The organism is Bradyrhizobium australafricanum (assembly GCF_020329495.1).
In the GTDB taxonomy this organism is placed as follows: domain Bacteria; phylum Pseudomonadota; class Alphaproteobacteria; order Rhizobiales; family Xanthobacteraceae; genus Bradyrhizobium; species Bradyrhizobium australafricanum.
Map to the genome: position 1 here is coordinate 25,440 of NZ_JAGKJL010000018.1, position 25,101 is coordinate 50,540.

Here is a 25,101-nt window from a genome sequence, read left to right on the forward strand (position 1 = left end):
CCGACCGGATTGCTAAAGCAGGAGCCGCCGCCATTTGGACGGCGGCTTTTTGTTCTTGAAATGTTCTCACGGCCTGCTAGGCTCCGGGCGGTCGAGTGAGGGAGCGTTTGATGCCTCGGTTGGACACGATTTCCCGATTTTTGATTTCGGTTGCCATTATTCTGTGCAGTGCGGTTGGGGCGTCGGCCCAGGATCGCCGCCAGAATGCGCCCGGTGAGTTCGATTTCTATGTGCTGTCGCTGTCGTGGTCGCCCTCGTTCTGCGAGGCGGCGAGCGAGCGCGGCAACAACGGCCGCGGCACGCAGGCGCAGTGCGGCGGACGGCCCTATTCCTTCGTGGTGCACGGCCTCTGGCCGCAATATGAACGGGGCTTTCCGGAATACTGCCAGCGGCCCTCGCCGCGACTCGCCCGCAGCATCATGAGCTCGATGCTCGACCTGATGCCGGCGCCCGGACTGATCTACAACGAGTGGGACAAGCACGGCACCTGCTCCGGTCTCGGCGAACGCGCCTATTTCGAAGCCATCCGCAAGGCCCGCGCCACGGTGAAGATCCCCGAGGAATTCCTGCAATTGTCGGAGCCGAAGACGGTCGCGCCCGACGAGTTGGAGACAGCGTTCATCAAGGTCAATCCGGGCCTCAGCAACTCCGCGATCTCGGTGACCTGCGACAGCAAGCGGCTCAGCGAGGTGCGGATCTGCCTCAGCAAGGATCTGCAATTCCGCTCCTGCGAGGAAATCGATCGCCGCGCCTGCCGCCGCGATCAGGTGCTGATGCCGCCGGTTCGCGGCGGCTGAAACTCTCTGCGTCATGGCCGGCAGACCCGCGCCGCGCGTCGTGGCGCAGAACGCCCCGGCCACCTGCGCCATCGCGAAACAAGCAAGATAAGGCGCAGATGCCCGGGAGCCGGCTACGCCAGGGCTTGGCCGAGCCGGGATGTTAACCCCGCCGAAGCTTTAGCGAAGGTCGGGACAAGCCCGGGCATGACGAGTACAACATGCGCACCCTTTGGGAGCGCAGCACGATCATCACATGAACTACCGTCACGCCTTTCATGCCGGCAGCTTTGCCGACGTCATCAAGCACATCGTGCTGGTGCGCATGCTCACCTATCTGCAGGACAAGCCGGCGCCGTTCCGCGTCATCGACACCCATGCCGGCGCCGGCCTCTATGATTTGACGTCGAGCGAAGCGCAGCGCGGCGGCGAATGGCTCACCGGCATCGCCCGGCTGATGCAGGCGCGGCTCTCCGACCAGGCATTGCCGCTGATCGCGCCCTATCTCGACATCGTCAGAGCATTCAATCCGAAAGGCGAGCTGAAAGCCTATCCTGGTTCGCCGTTGATCGCGCGGGCGCTGCTGCGTCCGCAAGATCGCCTCACCGCTAGCGAGATCGAACCGACGGCGCGCAAACAACTGATCGACGCCTTGCGACGCGACGCGCAAGCGCGCGTCGTCGATCTCGACGGCTGGATGGCGCTGCCCGCATTCGTGCCGCCGAACGAACGGCGCGGCCTGGTGCTGATCGATCCGCCGTTCGAAGCGAAGGACGAGTTCGAGCGGCTGGCCAGCGCTTTCACGGAAGCGTACGCGAAGTGGCCGACCGGCTCGTATCTTTTGTGGTACCCCGTAAAAACCCGGAGAGCCACCGACGAGCTAACGCGCAGTGTGGTCGCTGCAGCAGCAAGCAGCCGGCCCGCCGGCAAATGCCTGCGATTGGAATTCAGTGTGGCACCGCAAGAAGCAGGCGCAGGCCTCGTTTCCACAGGGCTTTTGCTGGTGAATCCGCCGTGGACGCTGGCGAATGAGTTGAAGATCATCCTGCCCGAACTCGAGAAGCCGCTCGGTCAAGGCGGCGCGGGACGCTTCAGACTCGAGACGCCTAAACCATGATCGACACCTCCTACTGAAAAGTTCAATTTTGAGCATAGGCAATTTGCGCGGAACCGTATTATGCTCATCCTGTTACGACTGGCTTTACGTTCCGCTTCCGCGAATGGTTGCGGCGGAGTGACAAGGCCGAAATAAAATCCAGGCGGACCGGTGGCGTGACGCCGGCCTGTTCAGGTGGCCAAGCTTCCGACAAGCGAATGTCGGTCAACCGCTACGCGGCGTGCGCGTAGCGGTGGAGCAATACGGGGGAGGAGTTTCCCGATGGCCATGACTGGGACAGTCAAGTTCTTCAACGGAGAGCGTGGCTACGGCTTCATCAAGCCTGATGATGGCGGCCGCGATGTGTTCGTTCACATCACAGCCGTCGAGCGTGCAGGATTGAAGGACCTGACTGAAGGACAACGCATTACGTTCGAGGTTGAGCCCGACAAGAAGGGCAAGGGCCCGAAGGCGGTCAACCTGGTGGTCTCATGACGAGCGCTCGCGATGCGCGGCTCGGGATGAACACCGAATGAGGCGTTGCGTGTGAGTTGACTGCCGAGCGCGGCTAGCGCTCGCTGGATGACCACCTGCATGATGCGGACGCGACTGGCGGTGCCGCATATCCCACACGTGCGGCCCACCGATTGGATTCGCGGATGCCGCGGCATGCATGCCGCCGTGCGCGACGTTGAGATCATCAACAGAAAAACCCGGCCGCGCAAGGCGCGGCCGGGAGTTGATGGTCGACGTTTTCTTTTTCTCAGAAGTGATAGTTGATGCCGGCGCGAACCAGGCTGAAGCTGTAGCCGTTCGACACGCCACCGGTGATCGTGAAATTGCTGTTGGCAAGGTCGACGTAGAGATACTCGATCTTGGCGCTCCAGTGCGGGGCAAAGCCCATTTCGGCGCCGGCACCGACGGTGAAGCCCGCATTGGTGTGGCTCTCCGTGATGCCGAACGTCTCGCCGCGCAGTTCGCCGAAGGCGAGACCGCCGGTCGCGTAGAACAGCACGTTGTTGACCGCATAGCCGGCGCGGCCGCGCACCGTGCCGAACCAAGGGTTGGAGAACTTCCACGGCGCGAAGCGGTCGTCGGCTGTGGTGCCCTGGATATCGGCCTCGATACCGAACACCCAGGGGGAGCCGTTCTGGAAGTTGTAGCCGGCCTGCACACCGCCGACGAAACCGGACGGCTTGGTCGGGTTGTTCTCCACCGAGCCCCAGCCATAGCCGACATTGCCGCCGAGATAGGGGCCGGCCCAGCTATAGGCATTGAGCGGCTGATAGACGGTATAGGGCGATCCGTAGTTGAGATCGGCCGACGCCGCCGAGGTCGTCCAGCCTGCAACGATCAGTGCCAGCGCACGCGCGACAAACCGGGTCATTGGTACTCTCCACCACGCAACAGCCGCAGCCCGCCGGCCAAGGCCGGCGTGGTTACGGAATTCCACTTTTTCGCTAAGGTTTATCGAGAGTTTTAAGTTAAAGGGCTGTTAAGCCCGGTTACCGGCCCGCTCATCAGTCTTAACAAGGTGTTACGCCCCCCCCTCCCGGCGCCCGTGCGGGCCGGTAATCTCCTGCAATCGAGGTGCTTTTTGTAGGTGCCGTCAACGCTGGCGACCGGTCGCCCAAGCACTTAGTTTACGGCCCATGGTTCACGATTCTCCCGAGCGCCCGACGCCGGCCTCCAAGGTTGACTCCAAGGCTGACCCCAAGCCGCGGCGCGGTTCAAAGTCCGACCTGCCACAGGACGATCTGGCGCTCGATACAAGCGACGTCGATCCCGAAACCTCCGCCGCCGAGGAGGAGGACGAGGCACGCCTGCCCGAGGCTTCGGAGGACGCCGCCGAGGCAGTCGCCGAGGGCACGCTCTCGGTCGGACATGCCGCGATCGAGAACGCGGTCCGCCTCGCCCCGACCTCGCCCGGCGTCTACCGCATGCTCAACGCTGCCAACGACGTGCTCTATGTCGGCAAGGCGAAGAACGTCAAAAAGCGGCTGTCGTCCTATGCGCGGGCCAACGCGCCGCTGCCGGCGCGCATCCTGCGCATGATCGCGGCGACCACGCAGGTCGAGATCGTCTCGACCATGACCGAGACCGAGGCGCTGCTGCTCGAAGCCAATCTGATCAAGCAGCTCCGTCCGCGCTTCAATGTGCAGCTGCGCGACGACAAGTCGTTTCCCTACATTCTGATCACCGGCGACCATTGGGCGCCGCAGATCCTCAAGCATCGCGGCGCGCAGTCGCGGCCCGGGCGCTATTTCGGCCCGTTCGCCAACGCAGGCGCAGTCAACCGCACCATCACGGCGCTGCAGCGCGCGTTTCTAATCCGCTCCTGCACCGACGGCTTCTTCGAAAGCCGCAGCCGGCCCTGCCTGCTCTATCAGATCAAGCGCTGCGCCGGTCCCTGCACGCGCGAGATCGACTTCCCCGGCTATAGCGAACTGGTGCGCGAGGCGACCGAATTCCTCTCCGGCCGCAGCCACGCCGTGAAGGAGCTGCTCGCGGCCGAGATGGAGAAGGCTTCCGGCGAGCTCGAATTCGAAACCGCGGCACTGTACCGCGACCGTCTCGCGGCGCTGTCGGCAATCCAGTCGCAGCAGGGCATCAATCCGCGCACGGTCGAAGAGGCCGATGTGTTCGCGATCCACCAGGAGGGCGGCTATTCCTGCGTCGAGGTGTTCTTCTTCCGCACCGGCCAAAACTGGGGCAACCGCGCCTATTTCCCCAAGGCCGAGAAGAGCTTCACGCCCGAGGAGGTGCTGTCCTCGTTCCTCGCGCAATTCTACGACGACAAGCCGCCGCCGAAGCTGATCCTGCTGTCGCACGAGATCGAGGAAAGCGCGTTGCTCGCCGACGCGCTGTCGGTCAAGGCCGGATCCAAGGTCGAGGTCTCCGTGCCGAAGCGCGGCGAGAAGAAGGAGCTGATCGGCCACGCGCTCACCAACGCGCGCGAGGCGCTCGGCCGCAAGCTCGCCGATACCGCGACGCAAAGCCGGCTGCTGGAGGGCATGGTCTCGACGCTCGGCCTGCCGCACACACCTAAGCGGATCGAGGTCTACGACAACAGCCACATCCAGGGCACCAACGCGGTCGGCGCGATGATCGTGGCGGGACCCGACGGGTTCATGAAGAACCAGTACCGCAAGTTCAACATCAAGTCCGAAGGACTGACGCCCGGCGACGATTACGGAATGATGCGCGAGGTGCTGGAACGCCGCTTCAAGCGGCTGCTGAAGCCGCCGGAGGGCGAGGCCGCAGCCAAGACGAAAGCGGATGACGATTCGTTCCCGCAATGGCCCGACCTCGTCATCATCGACGGCGGCCGCGGCCAGCTCAATGCGGTCCGGGAGATATTCCAGAATCTCGGGCTGACCGAGGTCTCGTTGATGGCAGTTGCCAAGGGTCCGGAGCGCGATGCCGGGCGCGAAACCCTGTTCATGCCCGACCGCGAGGCCATCAAGCTGGAGCCGCGGGACCCGGTGCTCTATTTCATCCAGCGGCTGCGCGACGAGGCCCATCGCTTCGTGATCGGCTCGCACCGCAAGCTGCGCAAGAAGGACATCCGCGAGGCCGGCCTGCAGGAGATCCCGGGCATCGGCCCGTCCCGCAAGCGTGCCTTGCTGCACCACTTCGGAACGCTCAAGGAGATCGAGCGGGCCTCGATCGCCGACCTCGGCAAGGTTCCCGGCGTCAGCGCCGAGAGCGCCCGCAAGATTTTCGAGTTTTTCCACGCCCAGCCGGGTTAAACCAAAGGCGAGTCATCAGGGCGTCGCCTGCGACAGGGCATCTAGGGCATGATGCGGAAAAGTGTGAGGCAGTTATCCGAAAAGATCATGCTTAAACAACGAGCTAAGGCGCTATGACGATGCAGCGCAATCTGGTCGCGCTTGACGCGTCCGCACGGTTGACCTTCTCGCTTCAGCGGTATTGGTAGAACGGATGAACATCGCCACGACCCGGGGACAGACCAAGACCATGTCCCTCCCGAATATCCTGACCTACGCCCGGATCGCCGCGATCCCGGTGGTGATCGGCTGCGTCTACTGGCAATCGATCCTGGACGGCCCGTTGTGGCTGCGCTGGGTGGCGCTGGCCGTGTTCATTGCGGCGGGAATCACCGACTATCTCGATGGCTATTATGCCCGGATGTGGGACCAGCAGTCGGCCTTCGGCCGGATGCTCGATCCGATCGCCGACAAGCTGCTGGTCGCCTCCAGCCTTCTGATGCTGGCTGCCGACAATTCGATCCATGGCTGGACGCTGTGGGCGGCGATCGTGATCCTGTGCCGCGAGATCCTGGTCTCGGGCCTGCGCGAATATCTCGCAGGGCTCAGGGTCAGCGTTCCCGTCACCAAGCTGGCCAAATGGAAGACGACGATCCAGCTGGTGGCGATCGGCTTCCTGATCGCCGGCGAAGCGGGCGAGCAGGTCTTCCCGGCCACCACCCTGATCGGCATCGTGCTGCTCTGGATGTCGGCTATCTTCACGATCTACACCGGTTGGGATTACTTCCGTGCCGGCATCCATCACCTCATCAAGGAGGATGAGGGATGAAGCTGAAATATTTCGCCTGGGTACGTGAACGCGTCGGCAAGGCTGAAGAGATCGTCGAGCCGCCGGCCGAGGTGCGCACCGTCGGCGACTTGATCGGCTGGCTTGCCGCGCGCGACGATGCCTACGCCTATGCCTTCGAGAAGCCGACGGTGATCCGCGCCGCGATCGACCACGCCCATGTCAAATCGGACGCGGCGATCTCCGGCGCCCGCGAGATCGCGTTCTTTCCGCCGATGACCGGCGGCTAAATCTTAACATGACCGTCGCAGCGACCATCCGTATCCAGCAAGCCGACTTCGACGTCGCGCAGGAGATCGCGGCCTTGAGCCGAGGCCGCACCGATGTCGGCGCGGTCGTCAGCTTCAGCGGCATTTGCCGCGGCAGCGAGCAGGGCGAGCCGATCGTGGCGCTGACGCTCGAACATTATCCTGGCATGGCGGAAGCCGAGATTGGACGCCACGCCGACGAGGCGCTGGCGCGCTGGCCGTTGCAGGGCCTCACCATCATCCATCGCTTCGGCCGCATCGCGCCGGGCGAGAACATCGTGCTGGTCGTGACCGCCTCGGCGCACCGGCAGGCCGCGTTCGAGGCCGCCGAGTTCCTGATGGACTATCTGAAGACCAACGCACCGTTCTGGAAGCGCGAGGAAAGCGCGCGCGGCGCGAGCTGGATCGAGGCGCAGGACCACGACGACGCGGCCGCCGCGCGCTGGACCAAATCCTGATGGCCAAGCGCAGCAAAGTGCCGGCGAGGCGCAGCCCCGCCGTGCCGAAAGCGCCGAAAGTCGGTGCCGGCGAGCTGCACACCCTGTTCGACTTCCTGCGCTATGCGACGAGCCGCTTCAACGCAGCCAAGCTCGTGTTCGCGCACGGCACCACCGATCCGGTGGCCGAGGCAGCGTTCCTGATCTGCGAAACGCTGCACCTGCATCCCGACCAGTTCGAGAACTTTGCCACCGCACGCGTCACGATTGCCGAGGGCAAGCAGATCCTCGACCTGATCGAGCGGCGGATCGCGACGCGGAAGCCGGCCGCCTATCTCGTCAACAAGGTCTATATGCGCGGCCTGCCGTTCTATGTCGACGAGCGCACCATCGTGCCGCGCTCCTTCATCGGCGAATTGCTGGATTCGCATTTCGGCGGCGACGAGGACGGCACCTCGCTGCTCGGCGATCCCGAGGAGGTCGAACGCGTGCTCGACCTCTGCACCGGCTCCGGCTGCCTCGCGATCCTGGCCGCCCGGCATTTCCCCAACGCCGCAGTCGATGCCGTCGATATTTCAAAGGATGCGCTCGAGGTCGCCGCGCGCAACGTCGCCGACCACGGCCTCGACGGTCGCCTGACGCTGCATCGCGGCGACCTGTTCAAGCCGCTCGGCGGCAGCAGATACGATCTCATCATCTCGAACCCGCCCTATGTCGACGCCGAAGGCATGGCGGCGCTGCCGCGCGAGTGCCGTGCCGAGCCGAAGATCGCGTTCGATGGCGGCGCCGACGGGCTCGACATCGTCCGCCGCCTGCTCGATGAGGCGAGGCAGCATCTGACCCCGCAGGGCGGGCTGCTCTGCGAGATCGGCCGCGGCCGCGACAATCTCGAGGCCGCCTATCCGAACCTGCCGCTGCTCTGGCTCGACACCGAGGACTCCGAGGGCGAGGTGTTCTGGATCGCCGCCGCGCACCTCTGACCGGCGAGCCGCCGCCGGCTCCGGCGATTTACGGAGCCCGATCCGGGCGAAGCGAAAATCGTGTGCAGTTCCAGCCGGTTCCGAAGATCGCTGGCCCGTCGAATCAACAATGGTGCTAAGGTCGCGGTCCGGGGACGTTCGGACAGAGGGCGCGGGCGCGCGACATGATTCGCATTTCGACGATCTTCATCGCCATCTGCATGGTGCTGGTCGCAGCCTCGCTCGGCTTCGTGCTGTATTCGGTGGCGGGCATCAGCGGATCGGAATCGGCGATCGTGGCGCTCGCCGCCCTCACCTGCCTGATCCTCTACAATGCGGTCTCGATGCGGCTGCGCGACCGCAGCGACGTCGGCGGCCAGATCGCGGATCTGTCGCGCGGCACCGCCGACCTTGCCCGCCAGGTCGCCGAATTCGGCCGCCGGCTGGCCGCGGTCGAAGGCCGCGTCGCCTCGGCCAACTCCTCTGGCTCCGACCGGATGCAGGGCATGGCGGGCGAGATCAGCGAGCTCGGCGGACTGGTGCGGCAGCTTGCGGCATCCGTCGCGCATCATGAGGATCTGCTGGCGGCGGCTCCGGCGGTGCAGCCGGTCGCGTCCCCGCGCGACGATGTGCTGCAACGGGTTGCGCCGGCGCCGACCGTCGTGGTTGCGCCTCCGCCGACACCTGCGGCTCCGCCGGAGGTCTCGCGCAGCCAGACCCAGCTGATCGGCGCGATCAAGCAGGCCATCGACGAGAACCGCCTCGACATCTACCTGCAGCCGATGGTGACGCTGCCGCAGCGCAAGGTGCGCTACTACGAGGCGGTGACGCGGCTGCGCGACGAGCGCGACCAGGTGCTGGCCGCCGAGGATTTCATCGAGGCGGCCGAGGCCGGCGGCCTGATCGGCCGCATCGATCACATGGTGATGCTTCGCTGCGTCCAGGTGCTGCGCCGCCTGATGATCCGCAGCAAGGATGTCGGCGTGTTCTGCAACGTCTCGGCGGCGACGCTGTCCAACCCGGCGCATTTCACCCAGTGTCTCGACTTCCTCGAGGCCAACCGCGCGCTGGCGCCGTCCTTCGTGCTCGAGTTCAAGCAGGCGACCTTCCGCAATCTCGGCCCGACCGAGAGCGAGAATCTCGCGGCGCTGGCGCAGCGCGGCTACCGGTTCTCGATCGACCATGTCAGCGACCTTCGCCTCGAGCCGCGCGAGCTCGCCGATCGCGGCGTCCGCTTCATCAAGGTACCGGCGGCGCTGCTGCTTGATGCCAAGCAGATCGCGAGCACCGATATCCATCCTTCCGATCTGTCCGACCTGCTCGGCCGCTACGGCATCGACCTGATCGCCGAACGGATCGAGGGCGAACGCTCGGTGGTCGATCTGCTCGACTACGATGTCCGGTTCGGCCAGGGGTTCCTGTTCGCGCCGCCGCGGCCGTTGCGGCCGGAGGGGGCATCTGCTACCGCCGAGGCTCCACAGATCAACCCTCAGGATCTTAATGGCGCCAGCACTTCAGCCCCTGTCTCCAGCCCCGCAGCTCCGCCGCGCGCAACCGGCAGCGCCGCGCTGGCGCGCCGCGCCCTCGGTCCAAATTAGCCGGCAATTTGCATCATGACCTCACTGCGTTTCGTGGAGCAGCTGCGCGACCTCGTCGGCGGCGTCGATGTGGTGCTGTCGGATATCTGGGGCGTCGTGCACAACGGGCTCGAGTCCTTTCCCGAGGCCTGCGAGGCCCTGCACACCTTCCGCCAGCAGGGCGGCACGGTCATCCTGATCACCAACGCGCCGCGGCCGGCCGATTCCGTGCAGCGACAACTGCGCAAGCTCGGCGTCGCCGACGAGACCTATGATGCGATCGTCTCCTCGGGCGACCTGACGCGCCACTTCGTGGCCGATCATCCCGGCCAGAAGATCTTCTGGATCGGCCCGGAGCGCGACAGCTCGATCCACCGCGGTCTCGACGCCACCTTGGTGCCGCTGGAGCAGGCCGACTACATCATCTGCACCGGCCTGTTCGACGACGAGACCGAGTCGGCCGAAGACTATCGCGACACGCTGCTGAAGGCGCTCGAGCGCAAGCTCACGCTGGTCTGCGCCAATCCCGATATCGTGGTCGAGCGCGGCGACCGGCTGATCTATTGCGCCGGGGCGGTCGCCGAACTCTATCGCGAGCTCGGCGGCGAGGTGATCTTCTACGGCAAGCCGCACCGGCCGATCTATGAGCGCGCCATGGCACTGGCCACCGAGCGTCGCGGGCGTCCGACCGAGCTCAGCCGGGTGCTCGCGATCGGCGATTCCGTGCGCACCGATCTCACCGGCGCCCTTGGCTTCGGCATCGATCTCCTGTTCGTCACCCGCGGCATCCATTCCGAGCAGTTCGAGGGCATCGAGCAGCTCGATGCGGCCTCGATCAAGGAATTGTTCGGCCATCCGCCGCGCGCGCTGATGCGCGAGCTGAAGTGGTAACGGCCAACTCTCTGCGCCCCCTCTCCCCGTTCTTCACGGGGAGAGGGTTGGGGTGAGGGGCTGCTTCCGCGAGTAACGAACGCGGTTGGACCTGTCCCCCTCACCCGGATCGCATTTCGCTACGCTGCATGCAATCCGACCTCTCCCCGCAAGCGGGGCGAGGTGAAGGGGCGCGCCGCCAAAATATCGAAAACAACCCCATGCAAAGTAGCCAGCGGCGGCCGACGTTCGACAGCCAACTTGACACGTCGGGCAACTCAGCGATATTCTTCTAATATTCCGAAATCGTGCATCCGCCCCCCGTCCCGCAAGCGGAGCGGGTGAAGGGAAGCGTGATCAAATGCAAATGCCCGGGACAAGCCCGGGCATGACGTGAATTTCAGTCGATGCGATGGACGAGCGTCTTACGCCGTCGCCATGTCCGGGAACACCGCCTCGATCTTGGTCTTCAGCGTGGCCGCGTTGAACGGCTTGACGATGTAGTTGTTCACGCCGGCCTTCTTGGCCGCGATCACGTTCTCGGTCTTGGATTCCGCCGTGATCATGATGAAGGGCGTGGTCGCGAGATTGGGATCGGCGCGGACTTCCTTGAGCAGGTCGTAGCCGGTCATCGGCTCCATGTTCCAGTCGGAAATCACCAGGCCATACTTCTTGCCGCGCATCTTGTTCAGCGCTGCGGAGCCGTCGGAGGCATCGTCGATATTTTCAAATCCAAGCTGCTTGAGAAGATTCCGGATGATGCGGATCATGGTGCTGTAATCATCAACCACCAGAACCGGCATGGACAAATCAACCGCCATCTTTCCCCCCAAAACACAAACGCAACTTGGCTTCTGCACGAACGCAGCTTTCCGCCAACGACTAACAGCAGCCGTTAAACAGCGCGTTAACCGGCTGAATCCGGATTGTTACGGATTTGACGCGATTTTCGTTAGCCTTGACTTCCACGCCGCCGCCGCGTCACGGTCCGGCCCGCACCAATCATGCTTAAGAATCCTTGAAGAATACCACTCATGAGCACCGGCTTTACCGTTATCCGCGACAACACCCCCACAAGCGCCATTCCGAAAGGCGCCGTGGTCGCGATGGGGAATTTCGATGGCGTCCATCGCGGTCACCGCGCCGTGATCGGCGCGGCGCTCGCGATGGGCAGAGCGCACGGCGTGCCCGCGCTCGCCGTGACCTTCGAGCCGCATCCGCGCAGCTTCTTCAGCCCGAACACCCCGCAATTCCGTCTCACGGACGAGACCAACAAGCTGCGGCTGCTCGCGGCCACCGGCCTCGCCGGTGCCGTCGTCATGACCTTCGACAAGGCGCGCGCCGGCACCTCGGCGCAGGATTTCATTCATCACGACCTGATCGGCCGGCTCGGCATCAGCGGGATCGCGGTCGGTTACGACTTCCATTTCGGCAAGGGCCGGGTCGGCTCGCCGAGCCTGCTGGTCAGCGAAGCGCCGCGGCTCGGCATCGAGGTCGATGTGCAGGCCCATGTCGACATCGAGGAGCGCCCGGTTTCCTCCAGTGCCATCCGCATGGCGCTCGCCGAGGGCGAGATCGCGGATGCGACCACGATGCTGGGCGGACCGTGGTTCGTCACCGGCAAGGTGGTCCATGGCGAGAAGCGCGGCCGCGACCTCGGCTATCCCACCGCCAATATCCGCCTCGACAAGCATTGCGGCTTGAAGCACGGCATCTACGCGGTGCGGGTCGGCAAGGGCTCGCAACGGTTCGACGGTGTCGCAAGCTTCGGGCGCCGGCCGACCTTCGACAACGGCGCGCCGCTGCTCGAGGTATTCCTGTTCGACTTCAAGGGCGATCTGTACGACGCGGTCCTTGATGTCGCATTCATCGGTTTCATTCGCGAAGAGCTGAAATTCGACACCATCGAGGCGTTGATACGCCAGATGGATGACGACAGCGCCAAGGCGCGCGCGGTGCTTGCCGCGGCGCCCGACGCGTTCCCGCAGCTCGGAGTGATTGGTTGAACCGGACTGAAAAGCAAAAAATGCTGGCGGGCGAGCTGTATCGCCCGGATGCGGAGCTCGCCGCCGACCACACCGCGGCGGAACATTGGATGGCCCGCTACAACGTGTCGGGCGCAGCGTCCGCGGCCGAGCTGCACGCACAGCTCTCCGCGCGCTTCCGAAAGGTCGGCAGGGATACCGTGATCCGGCCGCCGTTCTTCTGCGATTACGGCAGCAATATCAGCCTCGGCGACGGCGTGTTCCTCAACTTCAATTGCGTCATCCTCGACGTCGTCGAGGTCGTGATCGGCGATCGGACCCAGATCGGACCCGCGGTGCAGATCTATACCGCCGACCACCCGCGCGATGCCGAAACCCGCCGCGCCGGGCTGGAATTCGGCCGCCCGATCCGGATCGGCAGCGACGTCTGGATCGGCGGGGGTGCCATCATCCTGCCCGGCATCACGATCGGCGACGGCGCCCTGGTCGGGGCCGGCAGCGTGGTCACACGGAACGTCGCCCCCGGCGCGATAGTGGCGGGAAATCCGGCCCGGGCACGGCCGGCCTGAGCCGCGCCATGCGCGGCCCTGCGGGCCACCGGGGGCTTTGCGATTTCCCCGTCCGGCTGCTATGGAAACCCCATGTTTTCGCGGCGCATCATACGGATTAGCTGCCCGGCTTCCGCCTGAGCCTGAAGGCTCGGCGCAAGACCGGGACTTCGCCGTTTCACCCGCGATTGATCGCGTATCCGCGCCCGCACCTGCCAAATCAGAGCTTTCATGTCCGACAAGCCGCAAAAGACCGACGCCCAAAAGACTGACGTTAGGGACTATTCCAAGACCCTTTACCTGCCGCAGACGGATTTCCCGATGCGCGCCGGCCTGCCCCAGCGCGAGCCGGAAATCCTGAAATACTGGAACGACATCGGCCTCTACGACAAGCTCCGCCGGGAAGCCGAGGGGCGCGCCAAATTCGTGCTGCATGACGGCCCGCCCTACGCCAACGGCAACATCCATATCGGGCACGCGCTGAACAAGATCCTCAAGGACGTCGTGACCAAGAGCCAGCAGATGCTCGGCTTCGACTCCAACTACGTGCCGGGCTGGGACTGCCACGGCCTGCCGATCGAATGGAAGATCGAGGAGGAGAACTACCGCTCCAAGGGCAAGCAGAAGCCCGATTTCCGCGACTCGGCGGCGATGGTCGCGTTCCGCAGGGAATGCCGTGCCTATGCGACGCACTGGATCAACGTGCAGCGCGAGGAGTTCAAGCGGCTCGGCATCATTGGCGACTGGGATCATCCCTACCAGACGATGAGCTATCCGGCCGAAGCCCAGATCGCCCGCGAGCTGATGAAGTTCGCGGCCAACGGCACGCTCTATCGCGGCTCGAAGCCGGTGATGTGGAGCGTGGTCGAGAAGACCGCGCTTGCCGAAGCCGAGGTCGAATACGAGGACTACACCTCCGACATGGTGTGGGTGAAATTCCCGGTCACCTCGCCGGCGCATGGCGCGCTGGCCAATGCCTCGGTCGTGATCTGGACCACCACGCCGTGGACGCTGCCCGGCAACCGCGCCATCTCGTTCTCGCCGAAGATCGCCTATGGCCTCTACAAGGTGACGGATGCGCCGGCGGACAATTGGGCGAAGACCGGCGATCTCCTGATCCTGGCCGACGCTCTTGCCGCCGAAGTGTTCAAGCAGGCGCGCGTCACGTCCTATGAGAAGGTCCGCGATATTCCCGGCGACACGCTGGACGCCGTGGAATGCGCCCATCCGCTGCGCGGCTTCGGTGGCGGCTACGAATTCATCGTGCCGCTGCTCGCCGGCGAGCATGTCACCGACGACACCGGCACCGGCTTCGTGCACACCGCGCCGAGCCACGGCCGCGAGGACTTCGACGTCTGGACGGCCAACACCCGCGAGCTCGATGCGCGCGGCATCAAGACTTCGATTCCCTATACGGTAGATGAAAACGGCGCCTTCACCGATCACGCTCCGGGCTTCACCGGCAAACGCGTGCTCAACGACAAGGGCGAGAAGGGCGATGCCAACGAGGCCGTGATCAAGGCGCTGATCGAGGCCGGCAGGCTGCTCGCGCGCGGCCGCCTCAAGCACCAGTATCCGCACTCCTGGCGCTCCAAGAAGCCGGTGATCTTCCGCAACACGCCGCAATGGTTCATCGCGATGGACAAGCCCATCGCCGAGAACGGCCATGCCAGGAAAGGCGACACGCTGCGCGCCCGCGCGCTGCACGCGATCTCGGTCACGCAATGGGTGCCGCCGGCGGGCGAGAACCGCATCAACGGCATGATCGCCAACCGTCCCGACTGGGTGATCTCGCGCCAGCGCGCCTGGGGCGTGCCGATTGCCGTGTTCGTGCGCGAGAACAGCGACGGCTCGGCCGAGATCCTGCAGGACGAGGTCGTCAACCAGCGCATCACCGAGGCGTTCATGGAGGAAGGCGCCGACGCCTGGTACATGGCCGGCGCCCGCGAGCGCTTCCTTGGCAGCCGCGCGTCCGAGAACTGGAAGAAGGTCGACGACATCTGCGACGTCTGGTTCGATTCCGGCTCTACGCATGCCTTCGTGCTGGAAGACCGCCAGAACTTCCCGCAGCTCGGCAACATCGTCCGCAAGGTCGACGGCGGCAACGACACCGTGATGTATCTCGAAGGCAGCGACCAGCATCGCGGCTGGTTCCACTCGTCGCTGCTGGAAAGCGCCGGCACGCGCGGCCGCGCGCCTTATGACATCGTGCTGACCCACGGCTTCACGCTCGACGAGAACGGCCGCAAGATGTCGAAGTCGCTCGGCAACACCGTCGAGCCGCAGAAGGTGATCAAGGATTCCGGCGCGGACATCCTGCGCCTGTGGGTCTGCGCCACCGACTATGCCGACGACCAGCGCATCGGCCCGGAGATCCTCAAGAACACCATCGAGACCTACCGCAAGCTGCGCAACTCGATCCGCTGGATGCTCGGCACGCTGCATCATTTCAAGCCGAGCGAGAAGGTCGCCTTTGCCGAGATGCCCGAACTCGAGCGGCTGATGCTGCACGAGCTCGCCGGCCACACCGAGACCATCCGCAAGGCCTATGCCGACTTCGACTACAAGACCGTGGTCGCAAGCCTCGCGGCCTTCATGAACTCCGAGCTGTCGGCGTTCTACTTCGACATCCGCAAGGACACGCTGTATTGCGATCCGCCGTCCTCGGTGGCGCGCAAGGCGGCGCTGACCACGATCGATCTGCTCTGCGACGCGATCCTGAAATGGCTGGCGCCGATCCTGAGCTTCACCACCGACGAAGCCTGGCGGATGTATCGGCCGAACGCCGAGCCTTCGGTGCATCTGACGCTGTTCCCCGAAGGTCTCGAGCAGTTCCAAGACGACGCGCTTGCCGCGAAGTGGGAGACGGTCCGCAACGTCCGCCGCGTCGTCACCGGCGCGCTCGAACTCGAACGCGCCGCCAAGCGGATCGGCTCCTCGCTCGAGGCATCGCCGGTGATCTACGTCGCTGACAGGGAGATGCTGGCCACGCTGTTCGACATCGATCTCGCCGAAGTCTGCATCACCTCGAACTACGAGGTGCGCGAGGGCGAGGCGCCGGCCACAGCTTTCCGCCTCGATGCCGTGCCTGGCGTTGCGGTCGTGGTCGAGAAGGCGGTCGGCACCAAATGCGCCCGTTCGTGGAAGATCCTGCCGACGGTGGGCGAGGACGGCGAATATCCCGACGTCTCGCCGCGCGACGCGCAAGCGCTGCGCGAATGGAAGGCGCTGGAGGTCACGGCTTGAGCTCGCCCGTGCGCGCCGGTGTGCTTGCGGCGGTGATCACCCTGATCGCCGACCAGGCCTCCAAGCTCTGGCTGCTCCACGTCCTCGACATCGTGCATCACGCCCCGGTGCGGGTGACGCCGTTCTTCGACCTGGTGCTCGCCTGGAATCCAGGGATCAGTTTCGGCTGGTTCCAGAGCGAGACCCCGGCGGCCCAGATCCTGCTGATGGTGATCAAGGCCGCGGCCGTGATCGCGCTGGCGATCTGGATGGCGCGGTCGCGGACCTGGCTCGCGACGGTGTCGCTCGGCCTGATCATCGGCGGTGCCATCGGGAACGGCATCGACCGCTTCGCCTATGGCGCGGTGGTCGATTTTGCCCTGCTTCATGCCGAGATCGGGGGAAAAACCTTCAATTGGTACATCTTCAACCTTGCCGATGTAGCCATCGTTGCTGGCGTGGCAGCCCTATTGTATGATTCCGTGGTGGGGACCCCCGCCGTAAAAGCGCCCTGATCCCGGCCGATACGAGCCGGTCAGCGGCCCACACCTGTATCAAGCGGAACTGTGCCTAAGCCAGTGATCGCTTTGGCGAATTTTGAGATGGGAATGGCGCAATGCGCAACACCAAAGCCCGCGGTTACCTGATCGAGACGTCCCGGCTGTCGCTGATGCGCGGCCTGCGCCTGGCGTTCGTCGCAGCCGGGATCGGCCTTGTCATGACGGCCGGCCCGGTGCGCGCCGGCGACGATGAGGATGACGGCGACGACGGCCTGACCTTCGAAGAGCGGATCGTCGACAATCTGATGACCGGGCTCGGCGCCAAGAGCGCGGCCAGCAAGGGCATCGACTACCGCGAGCGCTCGCCGCTGGTGGTGCCGCCGAAGCTGGATTTGCCCCCGCCGGCATCGACCGCCCAGGTCAACGCGCCGAACTGGCCTAAGGACCCTGATCTCGCGGCGCGCAAGGCTGCGATCGCGGCGCGCAAGAAGGAAGTCAAGAAGGAGCCGTGGCAGTCGGCGGTGGCGTTGACGCCGGCCGAGATCGAGGCGGGCCGCAAGCAGCAGACGGCCACCGATGGGCGCAAGGAGCCCCTGGAGCCCGGCGTGAGCACCAATCCATCGCTGATGCCGAGCCAGCTCGGTTACACCGGCGGCCTGCTCGGCATGTTCAAGGGGAATAGCAGCGAGTCCAAACCGTTCAAGGGCGAGCCGACGCGCGATTCTCTGACCGAGCCGCCGCCCGGCTACCAGACGCCGTCCGCGGGCTATGCCTACGGCACCGGCCCGCAGGCGCCGATGGCGAAAGAAGGCCAATACGACGTCATGACCGGAAAACCGGTGCAGTGATCGCTTGGCCTGCGCGGGCGAAGGCTGACATGAGCAAAGCTTAATGCGGGGCGGCGGGTGTCTCTCCGCTTCGTGACCATCGGCACGGGAACGACCGTGTACGATGGCTTGCTTTCGCGCCCCGGCCGTGGGTCCGGGCTTTCATAAGGATCATGATGCGCTCTCGCCGATCGATCGCCCTGTTCGCTGCCGCATTCGTTTCCACCATCCCGCTGCCGGGTGCCAGCCTCCGCGCCCAGACCACCGTCACCTCGGAACGCCCCGCCAGCTTCACGCTCGACAACGGCCTGCAGGTCGTGGTGATCCCCGACCACCGCACGCCGGTGGTCACGCAGATGATCTGGTACAAGGTCGGCTCGGCCGACGAGACGCCCGGCAAATCGGGCCTCGCGCATTTCCTCGAGCATCTGATGTTCAAGGGCACCGCCAAGCATCCGGCCGGCGAGTTCTCGCAGACCGTGCTGCGCGTCGGCGGCAATGAGAACGCCTTCACCTCGGTCGACTACACCGGCTACTTCCAGCGCGTGCCGCGCGAGCAGCTGCCCACCATGATGGAGTTCGAGGCCGACCGCATGACCGGCCTGATCCTCAAGGACGAGAACGTGCTGCCCGAGCGCGACGTCGTGCTGGAGGAGTTCAACATGCGGGTTGCCAACAACCCGGATGCACGGCTGGCCGAGCAGATCATGGCCGCGCTTTATCTCAACCATCCCTATGGCCGGCCGGTGATCGGCTGGCACCAGGAGATCGAGAAGCTCGACCGCGAGGATGCGCTGGCCTTCTACCGGCGCTTCTACGCGCCGAACAACGCGATCCTGGTCATCGCCGGCGACGTCGACGTCAAGGATATCCGCCCGCTGGTCGAGAAGAATTTCGGCCCGATCCCGGCGCAGCATGCGATCCCCGAGAAGCGGGTCAGGCCGCAGGAGCCGACACCTGCCGCGCCGCGCACCGTGACGCTGTCGGATCCGCGCGTCGAACAGCCGAGCCTGCGCCGCTATTACCTGGTGCCGTCGGCGACGACGGCGGCAGCGGGCGAGAGCCAGGCGCTCGATGTGCTCGCGCAGTTGATGGGCGGCGGCGCCAACTCCTATCTCTATCGCTCGCTGGTGATCGACAAGGGCCTCGCGATCTCGGCCGGCGCCGGCTACCAGGGCACCTCGCTCGATCCGTCGCAATTCTCGATCTCGGTGACGCCGAAACCCGGCGTCGAGTTCGCGCAGATCGAGGACGCGATCGACAAGGTGATCGCCGATCTTGCGCAGAACCCGGCGCGCGCCGAGGATCTCGAACGGGTCAAGACCCAGCTCATCGCGGAGGCGATCTACGCCCAGGACAACCAGGCGACACTGGCACGCTGGTATGGCGGCGCACTGACCACCGGGCTCAGCATCGAGGATATCCGCAGCTGGCCGGATCGCATTCGCGCCGTCACCGCCGAGCAGGTGCGCACTGCTGCCGCCAGCTGGCTCGACAAGAAGCGGTCGGTGACCGGCTATCTGATCAAGGATACTGCGCCGAAACGCGAGGAGAAGCGCTCGTGATCTATTCCCTCACCCGCCGTGCGGCGCTGATCGGCGGCGCCTGCGCCGCGCTGTTGACGCTGACGTCGGCGCCCTCGCAGGCCGCGGCCAAGATCCAGCGGCTGGTGTCGCCGGGCGGCATCGAGGCGTGGTTCGTGCAGGATGCGACCGTGCCGCTGATCGCAATGGAATATGCCTTCAGCGGCGGCGCCAGCCAGGACCCGCCCGGCAAGCCCGGCGTCGGCAATCTGGTCGCCGACCTGCTCGACGAGGGTTCCGGCGATCTCGATTCCAAAACCTATCATGAGCGGCTCGAGCGCCGCGCCATCGAGCTCAGCTTCCAGTCGAACCGCGATCAATTCCGCGGCTCGCTGCGCATGCTCAAGGACAACAAGGACGAAGCCTACGACCTGTTGCGGATGGCGCTGACCTCGCCGCACTTCGAGCCGAAGGACGTCGAACGGATCCGCGCCCAGGTGATCGCCAATCTGCGCCGCGAATCGACCAATCCGTCCTCGCTGGCCGGCCGCAAGTTCCTCGAGCTCGCCTTCGGCGATCATCCCTATGCCAGGACGGCCACCGGCACGCTCGACAGCGTGCCGACCATCCAGATCCCGGATCTCAAGGACTATACCCGCCGCATCATCGCCAAGGATACGCTGCGCGTTGCCGTGGTCGGCGACGTCGATCCCGATACGCTCGGCAAGTTGCTGGACAAGACCTTTGGCGGCCTGCCGGCGAAAGCCGAATTGACGCCCGTCCCCGACGTCGTGGCGACCCGGCCGCCGCAGCGCGCCTTCGTCCCGCTCGACGTGCCGCAGACCGTCGTCACCTTCGGCGGCCCCGGCATTAACCGGCATGACCCGGACTTCATGGCGGCCTATGTGGTGAACCACATTCTCGGCGGCGGCGGGCTGTCGTCGCGGCTCTACAAGGAAGTGCGCGAGAAGCGCGGGCTGGCCTACTCGATCTATGAAGCGCTGGTCTGGATGGATCACTCCGCGCTGTTCATCGGCAACACCGGCACCCGCGCCGATCGCGCCGGCGAGACCGTCGATGCGATCGAAGCGGAAGTCCGCCGCATTGCCGAGGAAGGTCCGACGCAGAAGGAGCTCGACGAGGCGAAGTCCTACCTGAAGGGCTCGCAGATGCTGGCGCTCGACACCTCCTCCAAGCTCGCGCAGGCGATGCTGCAATACCAGCTCGACAAGCTGCCGATCGATTACATCGAGAAACGCAACGCCATCGTCGATGCGGTGACGCTCGACGATGCCAAGCGGGTCGCCAAAAAGCTCTGGGGCAACGGCCTGCTCACCGCAATCGTCGGCCGCGCCCCGCAGGCCGCGGCGCAGCCGGTGTCGGCGCCGCCGAAGGCGAACTGACGCGCTTCGGCGCGCCACCTTTCCTCTCAACCCCGAGAGCGAGCTACGCTCGCCTCGGACCCCCGCAAGGGGGGAGAAGGGGGAGCCGCGCACTCGGACGCCGACGTAACGACCACTGCATCAACACCACCCAAGCAGACCCAAACCCGCTATCCTGCGGCCTGCCGATTCTTCCCTCCACGGGTGATGTCATGCTGCGGGTGTCCCGCGACCTTACGATCGACGAGAACGACATTGAGATCGTCTTTGTCCGCGCCTCCGGCCCGGGCGGACAGAATGTCAACAAGGTCTCGACCGCGGCGCAGCTTCGCTTCGATACCAACAAGATTGCGTTGCCGGCGGACGCCGCGCAGCGGCTGGCGCGGCTCGCCGGCAGCCGCATGACCAAGGATGGCGTGATCGTGATCCACGCCTTCCGCTTTCGCACCCAGGAACGCAATCGCGCCGATGCGATCGAGCGGCTGCTCGAGATGTTGAGGGAGGCGATGGTGCGGCCGACACCGCGGCGACCGACCAAGCCGACGCTCGGCTCCAAGCAGCGCCGGCTCGAGGGCAAGAAACGCCGCAGCGACATCAAGGCGGGGCGCGGGGCGCGTCGTTTCGACGATTAGATCATAATGCGTTTCCACGGAATCGCATCATGATCTCATCTCCTTGTTCGAGCATGATCTTTTCGGAAAACCGGTTTCCACTTTTCCGGATCATGCTCCAGGGAACGCCGGACGCAGCGCGCGCGGCACTGCATCCGGGATCCGGTCAGCGTAACCAGAAGCGTCTTCGCGCGAAGCGGATGTCGGTTCGCGCGAAGGAACGCGTCAGAACAGGAAGCCTGAGCCTTGGTTCCGATTGATCAGAACCGCGAAGGCCCTCGTGCTTCAGTACTTCTTGGTTGCGGGCGCCATCTCGGAACCACCCGACTTCGGTGCCGTGCGTCCGCTGCCGACCGTTCCCTTGCTGCCCGACTTGGCGGCGGCACCGCTCTTCTGCGTCGGCGCGCCAGGTTGCGCCGTCATTTCCTCATCGCCGCTGCCGGACATGCCGCCGCCCTGCTGCATGGTACCTCTGCTCGGTGCACCGCCGCGGGTATCCGGTGCGGTCGTTCCCTGTGCCAGGACGGGGCCGGCCATCGCGGCCGAGATGGCAAGGGCGAGCACGCTGGTTTTTGCAAACGTCATCCATTTCTCCTGGGACTTTAATTGACGATGGAGGAGCGGCGCAGGTGGTGCGCCGTTTGCAGCGCCGACCCTGAACCCCATCGCGCAAGACTGAATTTTCCGCAAACGGCGCACGCGAGATGCAAGCTGCGTCGTGTGGTGATCGTGCAGGGATTTCGCGGTCATTTTGCGAAATTGTCGTCCGCATATGCGGCAACCACCGGTTCCGCGCCAGATCACCGCCCAGCTTTGTTCTGCTGTGAAACAGCCCGCTACTACCAACGGCGGATTTCAGCCTCCTACAGTCACCGCACAGAGGCGGTGATGTAGATGACAAAGCTGCGCGCAAGGTGGACGTTGGGGCTGGGATTTTGCAGCGCAATGCTTGCAGTGCAAATGGCCGGCGCGCAGATGCCCCTGCCCGCCGCCAAGCCACCCGATGGGGCGACGCTGTTCAAGCAGCAATGCGCGACCTGCCACACCACCAACATGTCGGATGCCGTCCGGCAAGGACCGTCGCTCTACAGGATCGTCGGCCGCCATGCCGGCAAGGCCGACGGCTTCAAATATTCCGCGGGCTTCGGCAAGGCCGATTTCGTCTGGGACGACGCCAGGCTCGATGCCTGGCTGACCAATCCGCAGGAGGTGATCCCGGGCGCCGTGATGGCCTACCGGCAGGCCAAGCCGGAAACCCGCGCCATGATCATCGCCTATCTGAAGGAGCTGAACTGAATGGCGAAACCCGTGCATTCGATGATCCGCGTGCTCGACGAGGCCAAAGCGCTCGACTTCTACCAGCGCGCGTTTGGCCTCGAGATCGTGGACAATCTGAGATTTCCCGATTTCGCGCTGATCTATCTGCGCCATCCCTCCTCGCCCTTCGAGGTCGAGCTCACGGTCAATTTCGATCGCAAGGAGCCCTACACGCTCGGCGACGGCTACGGCCATCTCGCCGTCATCGTCGATGACGTCGATGCTGAGCACGCGCGTTTCGAGCAGGAGAAACTGTCGCCGGGGCCGCTGCGCGACTTCAAGCACGACGGCAAGACGCTGGCGCGCTTCTTCTTCGTCTCCGATCCCGACGGCTACAAGATCGAGGTGATCCAGCGCGGCGGGCGCTTCGGCTAGAGCATGCTCGAAATAACAAGGCAATTGCACAAATAAAAATTGACGGAGGAACCCATGAGAGAAATCGATCGACGCAGCAAATATGACCGGCGTGTCTTTCTCAAAGGCGCGGCCGTGACCGCACCCGCAGTCGCGATTGCGACCTCGACGGGGCTCGGTATCACCGATGCGTGGGCCGAAGGCGCCACGACGCTGACGCCGGCCACGCTGAAGACGCTGTTGAAGATGGCGCGCGATATCTATCCGCACGATTTCCTCGGCGACAGCTACTACATAGCAGCGGTCAAGCCGTATGACGAGAAGGCCGCGAAGGATCCGGCGGTCAAGTCGCTGATCAATGACGGCGCCACGAGGCTCGATCAGGCGGCCAACGACCGCCACAAGATGCCTTATGTCCAAGTCGCCTGGGAAAACGATCGCGTCGCGCTGCTGCAACAGATCGAGCAAAGCGCGTTCTTCCAGAAGATCCGCGGCGACCTCATCGTCTCCATCTACAACAACAAGGAGGTGTGGCCGCGGTTCGGCTACGAGGGCTCCTCGGCCGAACATGGCGGCTACATCAAGCGCGGCTTCGCCGATATCGACTGGCTGCCGAAGGTCTAACGGGTCGGGAGGAAACAATGGCAAAATTCGATCTGAATGACAGCGGCGTTGTGGTGATCGTCGGCTCCGGTGCCGGCGGCGGAACGCTCGGCAATGAACTGGCGCAGAAGGGCGTCAAGGTCGTGATCCTGGAGGCTGGCCCGCGCATCGAGAACCAGGACTTCATCAACGATGAGTGGGACAGCTTCACCCAGCTCGCCTGGTCCGACGCGCGCTCGACCTCGGGCAGCTGGCGCGTCCACCAGGACTTTCCGGGCCTGCCGGCCTGGATCGTGAAGGCCGTCGGCGGCTCGACCACGCATTGGGCCGGCGCCTCGCTGCGCTTCGACGAGCACGAGTTCAAGATCAAGTCGGCCTATGGCGCCATTCCTGGCGCCAACCTGATCGACTGGCCGATCACGCTCGCCGAGATGGAGCCGTGGTACGCCAAGGCCGAGGACAAGATGGGCGTCACCCGCACCAACGGCATCCCCGGGCTGCCCGGCAACAATAACTTCAAGGTGATGGAGGCCGGCGCGAAGAAGCTCGGCTACAAGGAGGTGCACACCGGGCGGATGGCGATCAACAGCGAGCCGCGCGACGGCCGCGGCTCCTGCCAGCAGATCGGCTTCTGCTTCCAGGGCTGTAAGTCGGGCGCCAAATGGTCGACGCTCTACACCGAGATCCCGAAGGGCGAAGCCACCGGCAATCTCGAAGTGCGCCCCGGCAGCATGGTGATCAAGATCGAGCACGACCAGTCCGGCAGGGTCACCGGCGTGGTCTATGCCGATGCGACGGGCGCAATGCAGCGCCAGAAGGCCCGCGTCGTCGCGGTCGCCGGCAACTCGATCGAGAGCCCGCGGCTGTTGCTCAACAGCGCGTCCAGCATGTTCCCGGACGGGCTCGCCAACTCATCCGGCCAGGTCGGCCGCAACTACATGCGGCACATGACCGGCAGCGTGTATGCGAGCTTTGAGAAGTCGGTGCACATGTATCGCGGCACCACCATGGCCGGCATCATCCGCGACGAGGCAAAGAACGATCCGAAGCGCGGCTTCGTCGGCGGCTACGAGATGGAGACGCTGTCGCTCGGCCTGCCCTTCATGGCCGCGTTCCTCAATCCCGGCGCCTGGGGACGCAGCTTCACCAGCGCGATCGAGGGCTATCCGCGGATGGCCGGCATGTGGCTGGTCGGCGAGGACATGCCGCAGGAGACCAACCGCATCACGCTCGATCCGAAGATCAAGGACAAGTTCGGCATGCCGGTCGCCAGCGTGCATTTCGACGATCATCCGAACGACGTTGCGATGCGCGATCACGCCTACAAGCAGGGCTCCGCGGTCTATGAGGCGGTCGGCGCCACCGTCACCTATCCGACGCCGCCCTATCCCTCGACCCACAACATGGGCACCAACCGGATGAGCGAGAAGCCGCGCGACGGCGTGGTCAACAAGTTCGGCCAGACCCACGACATCAAGAACCTGTTCGTCTCCGACGGCAGCCAGTTCACGAGCGGAGCGGCCTGCAACCCGACGCTGACGATCGTGTCGCTGGCGATCCGCCAGGCCGACCACATCGCCGGCGCGATGCAGCGCAAGGAGATCTAGACCAGACGACCATTCGAACCGAGTCGCGGATTCCGCCTCACCTCGCCCCGCGTGCGGGGAGAGGTCGGAGCGCATCGT

General features: G+C 64.8%; 25 protein-coding genes. 22 read left to right on the top strand and 3 right to left on the bottom strand.

The window, feature by feature from the left end; genetic code table 11:
* The first annotated feature begins 110 nt into the window (after window positions 1-110).
* From J6525_RS17735 to J6525_RS17745, 3 genes are all read left to right on the top strand, one after another.
* Complete coding sequence (locus J6525_RS17735; RefSeq protein ID WP_038377299.1) at window positions 111-797, top strand: ribonuclease T2 family protein; 687 nt, start codon at window positions 111-113, stop codon at window positions 795-797.
* A 235-nt stretch (window positions 798-1,032) separates the two neighbouring features.
* The gene (locus tag J6525_RS17740) at window positions 1,033-1,893 is read left to right on the top strand and encodes a 23S rRNA (adenine(2030)-N(6))-methyltransferase RlmJ (protein ID WP_225645615.1); all 861 of its coding nucleotides are present in this window, start codon (window positions 1,033-1,035) and stop codon (window positions 1,891-1,893) included.
* A gap of 261 nt (window positions 1,894-2,154) precedes the next feature.
* The gene (locus tag J6525_RS17745) at window positions 2,155-2,367 is read left to right on the top strand and encodes a cold-shock protein (protein ID WP_016844477.1); all 213 of its coding nucleotides are present in this window, start codon (window positions 2,155-2,157) and stop codon (window positions 2,365-2,367) included.
* Window positions 2,368-2,635: 268 nt separating this feature from the next.
* Here the strand turns inward: J6525_RS17745 and J6525_RS17750 are convergent, their stop codons facing one another.
* Window positions 2,636-3,259 (bottom strand): outer membrane protein, encoded by a 624-nt coding sequence (locus tag J6525_RS17750; RefSeq protein ID WP_016844476.1) that lies wholly within the window; start codon window positions 3,257-3,259, stop codon window positions 2,636-2,638.
* A gap of 265 nt (window positions 3,260-3,524) precedes the next feature.
* Between J6525_RS17750 and uvrC the strand changes: the two genes are divergently transcribed.
* The 7 genes from uvrC to J6525_RS17785 all read left to right on the top strand — a co-directional run bounded on the left by uvrC (window position 3,525) and on the right by J6525_RS17785 (window position 10,562).
* Window positions 3,525-5,624 (top strand): excinuclease ABC subunit UvrC, encoded by a 2,100-nt coding sequence (uvrC, locus tag J6525_RS17755; protein WP_225163791.1) that lies wholly within the window; start codon window positions 3,525-3,527, stop codon window positions 5,622-5,624.
* 193 nt (window positions 5,625-5,817) lie between these two features.
* Window positions 5,818-6,432: a CDP-diacylglycerol--glycerol-3-phosphate 3-phosphatidyltransferase gene (gene pgsA, locus J6525_RS17760; RefSeq protein ID WP_016844474.1), complete on the top strand. Its 615-nt coding sequence runs from the start codon at window positions 5,818-5,820 to the stop codon at window positions 6,430-6,432.
* On the top strand, window positions 6,429-6,680 hold the full coding sequence (gene moaD / locus J6525_RS17765) for a molybdopterin converting factor subunit 1 (RefSeq protein ID WP_028333074.1): 252 nt from the start codon (window positions 6,429-6,431) through the stop codon (window positions 6,678-6,680). The genes pgsA and moaD overlap by 4 nt, the downstream gene beginning before the upstream one ends.
* A gap of 8 nt (window positions 6,681-6,688) precedes the next feature.
* Window positions 6,689-7,156, top strand: a complete 468-nt coding sequence (locus tag J6525_RS17770; RefSeq protein ID WP_092089052.1) for a molybdenum cofactor biosynthesis protein MoaE — start codon at window positions 6,689-6,691, stop codon at window positions 7,154-7,156.
* On the top strand, window positions 7,156-8,115 hold the full coding sequence (prmB, locus tag J6525_RS17775) for a 50S ribosomal protein L3 N(5)-glutamine methyltransferase (protein ID WP_225645616.1): 960 nt from the start codon (window positions 7,156-7,158) through the stop codon (window positions 8,113-8,115). The genes J6525_RS17770 and prmB overlap by 1 nt, the downstream gene beginning before the upstream one ends.
* Window positions 8,116-8,279: 164 nt before the next feature.
* A complete protein-coding gene (locus J6525_RS17780; protein WP_225645617.1) occupies window positions 8,280-9,692 on the top strand; it encodes an EAL domain-containing protein in 1,413 nt (470 codons plus the stop codon).
* 15 nt (window positions 9,693-9,707) lie between these two features.
* Complete coding sequence (locus J6525_RS17785) at window positions 9,708-10,562, top strand: TIGR01459 family HAD-type hydrolase (RefSeq protein WP_076825548.1); 855 nt, start codon at window positions 9,708-9,710, stop codon at window positions 10,560-10,562.
* Between the two features lie 404 nt (window positions 10,563-10,966).
* Here J6525_RS17785 and J6525_RS17790 read toward each other — a convergent pair whose 3' ends face one another.
* Window positions 10,967-11,362, bottom strand: coding sequence for a response regulator (locus J6525_RS17790; RefSeq protein WP_016844467.1), 396 nt, complete (start codon window positions 11,360-11,362; stop codon window positions 10,967-10,969).
* 213 nt (window positions 11,363-11,575) lie between these two features.
* Here J6525_RS17790 and J6525_RS17795 point away from each other — a divergent pair, with 213 nt between their 5' ends.
* The 8 genes from J6525_RS17795 (at window position 11,576) to arfB (ending at window position 21,163) form a co-directional block, all read left to right on the top strand.
* Complete coding sequence (locus J6525_RS17795; protein ID WP_225645618.1) at window positions 11,576-12,547, top strand: bifunctional riboflavin kinase/FAD synthetase; 972 nt, start codon at window positions 11,576-11,578, stop codon at window positions 12,545-12,547.
* Entirely contained in the window at window positions 12,544-13,095 is a 552-nt protein-coding gene (locus tag J6525_RS17800; protein WP_225645619.1) for a sugar O-acetyltransferase, read from the top strand. The genes J6525_RS17795 and J6525_RS17800 overlap by 4 nt, the downstream gene beginning before the upstream one ends.
* Window positions 13,096-13,305: 210 nt before the next feature.
* On the top strand, window positions 13,306-16,320 hold the full coding sequence (ileS, locus tag J6525_RS17805) for an isoleucine--tRNA ligase (RefSeq protein WP_092089064.1): 3,015 nt from the start codon (window positions 13,306-13,308) through the stop codon (window positions 16,318-16,320).
* Window positions 16,293-16,814 carry a signal peptidase II gene (gene lspA, locus J6525_RS17810; protein WP_092089066.1) on the top strand — a complete coding sequence of 174 codons (522 nt, stop codon included), beginning with the start codon at window positions 16,293-16,295 and terminating at the stop codon, window positions 16,812-16,814. Before ileS ends, lspA begins: the two co-directional genes overlap by 28 nt.
* A 101-nt stretch (window positions 16,815-16,915) precedes the next feature.
* Window positions 16,916-17,647, top strand: a complete 732-nt coding sequence (locus J6525_RS17815; RefSeq protein WP_225645620.1) for a hypothetical protein — start codon at window positions 16,916-16,918, stop codon at window positions 17,645-17,647.
* 152 nt (window positions 17,648-17,799) lie between these two features.
* A complete protein-coding gene (locus tag J6525_RS17820) occupies window positions 17,800-19,191 on the top strand; it encodes a M16 family metallopeptidase (RefSeq protein ID WP_176731370.1) in 1,392 nt (463 codons plus the stop codon).
* The gene (locus J6525_RS17825; RefSeq protein ID WP_176937169.1) at window positions 19,188-20,552 is read left to right on the top strand and encodes a M16 family metallopeptidase; all 1,365 of its coding nucleotides are present in this window, start codon (window positions 19,188-19,190) and stop codon (window positions 20,550-20,552) included. The genes J6525_RS17820 and J6525_RS17825 overlap by 4 nt, the downstream gene beginning before the upstream one ends.
* Before the next feature lie 191 nt (window positions 20,553-20,743).
* Complete coding sequence (gene arfB, locus J6525_RS17830; protein ID WP_168856562.1) at window positions 20,744-21,163, top strand: alternative ribosome rescue aminoacyl-tRNA hydrolase ArfB; 420 nt, start codon at window positions 20,744-20,746, stop codon at window positions 21,161-21,163.
* Between the two features lie 264 nt (window positions 21,164-21,427).
* Here the strand turns inward: arfB and J6525_RS17835 are convergent, their stop codons facing one another.
* Window positions 21,428-21,727 carry a hypothetical protein gene (locus J6525_RS17835; RefSeq protein WP_225645621.1) on the bottom strand — a complete coding sequence of 100 codons (300 nt, stop codon included), beginning with the start codon at window positions 21,725-21,727 and terminating at the stop codon, window positions 21,428-21,430.
* A 390-nt stretch (window positions 21,728-22,117) separates the two neighbouring features.
* Between J6525_RS17835 and J6525_RS17840 the strand changes: the two genes are divergently transcribed.
* The 4 genes from J6525_RS17840 to J6525_RS17855 are packed head-to-tail and all read left to right on the top strand — an operon-like array spanning window position 22,118 to window position 25,023.
* A complete protein-coding gene (locus J6525_RS17840; RefSeq protein ID WP_225645687.1) occupies window positions 22,118-22,438 on the top strand; it encodes a c-type cytochrome in 321 nt (106 codons plus the stop codon).
* Window positions 22,439-22,834 (top strand): VOC family protein, encoded by a 396-nt coding sequence (locus J6525_RS17845; RefSeq protein ID WP_225645622.1) that lies wholly within the window; start codon window positions 22,439-22,441, stop codon window positions 22,832-22,834. It begins immediately after the preceding gene.
* A gap of 54 nt (window positions 22,835-22,888) precedes the next feature.
* A complete protein-coding gene (locus J6525_RS17850; RefSeq protein ID WP_225645623.1) occupies window positions 22,889-23,437 on the top strand; it encodes a gluconate 2-dehydrogenase subunit 3 family protein in 549 nt (182 codons plus the stop codon).
* 17 nt (window positions 23,438-23,454) lie between these two features.
* On the top strand, window positions 23,455-25,023 hold the full coding sequence (locus tag J6525_RS17855) for a GMC family oxidoreductase (RefSeq protein ID WP_225645624.1): 1,569 nt from the start codon (window positions 23,455-23,457) through the stop codon (window positions 25,021-25,023).
* Window positions 25,024-25,101: the final 78 nt, after the last annotated feature.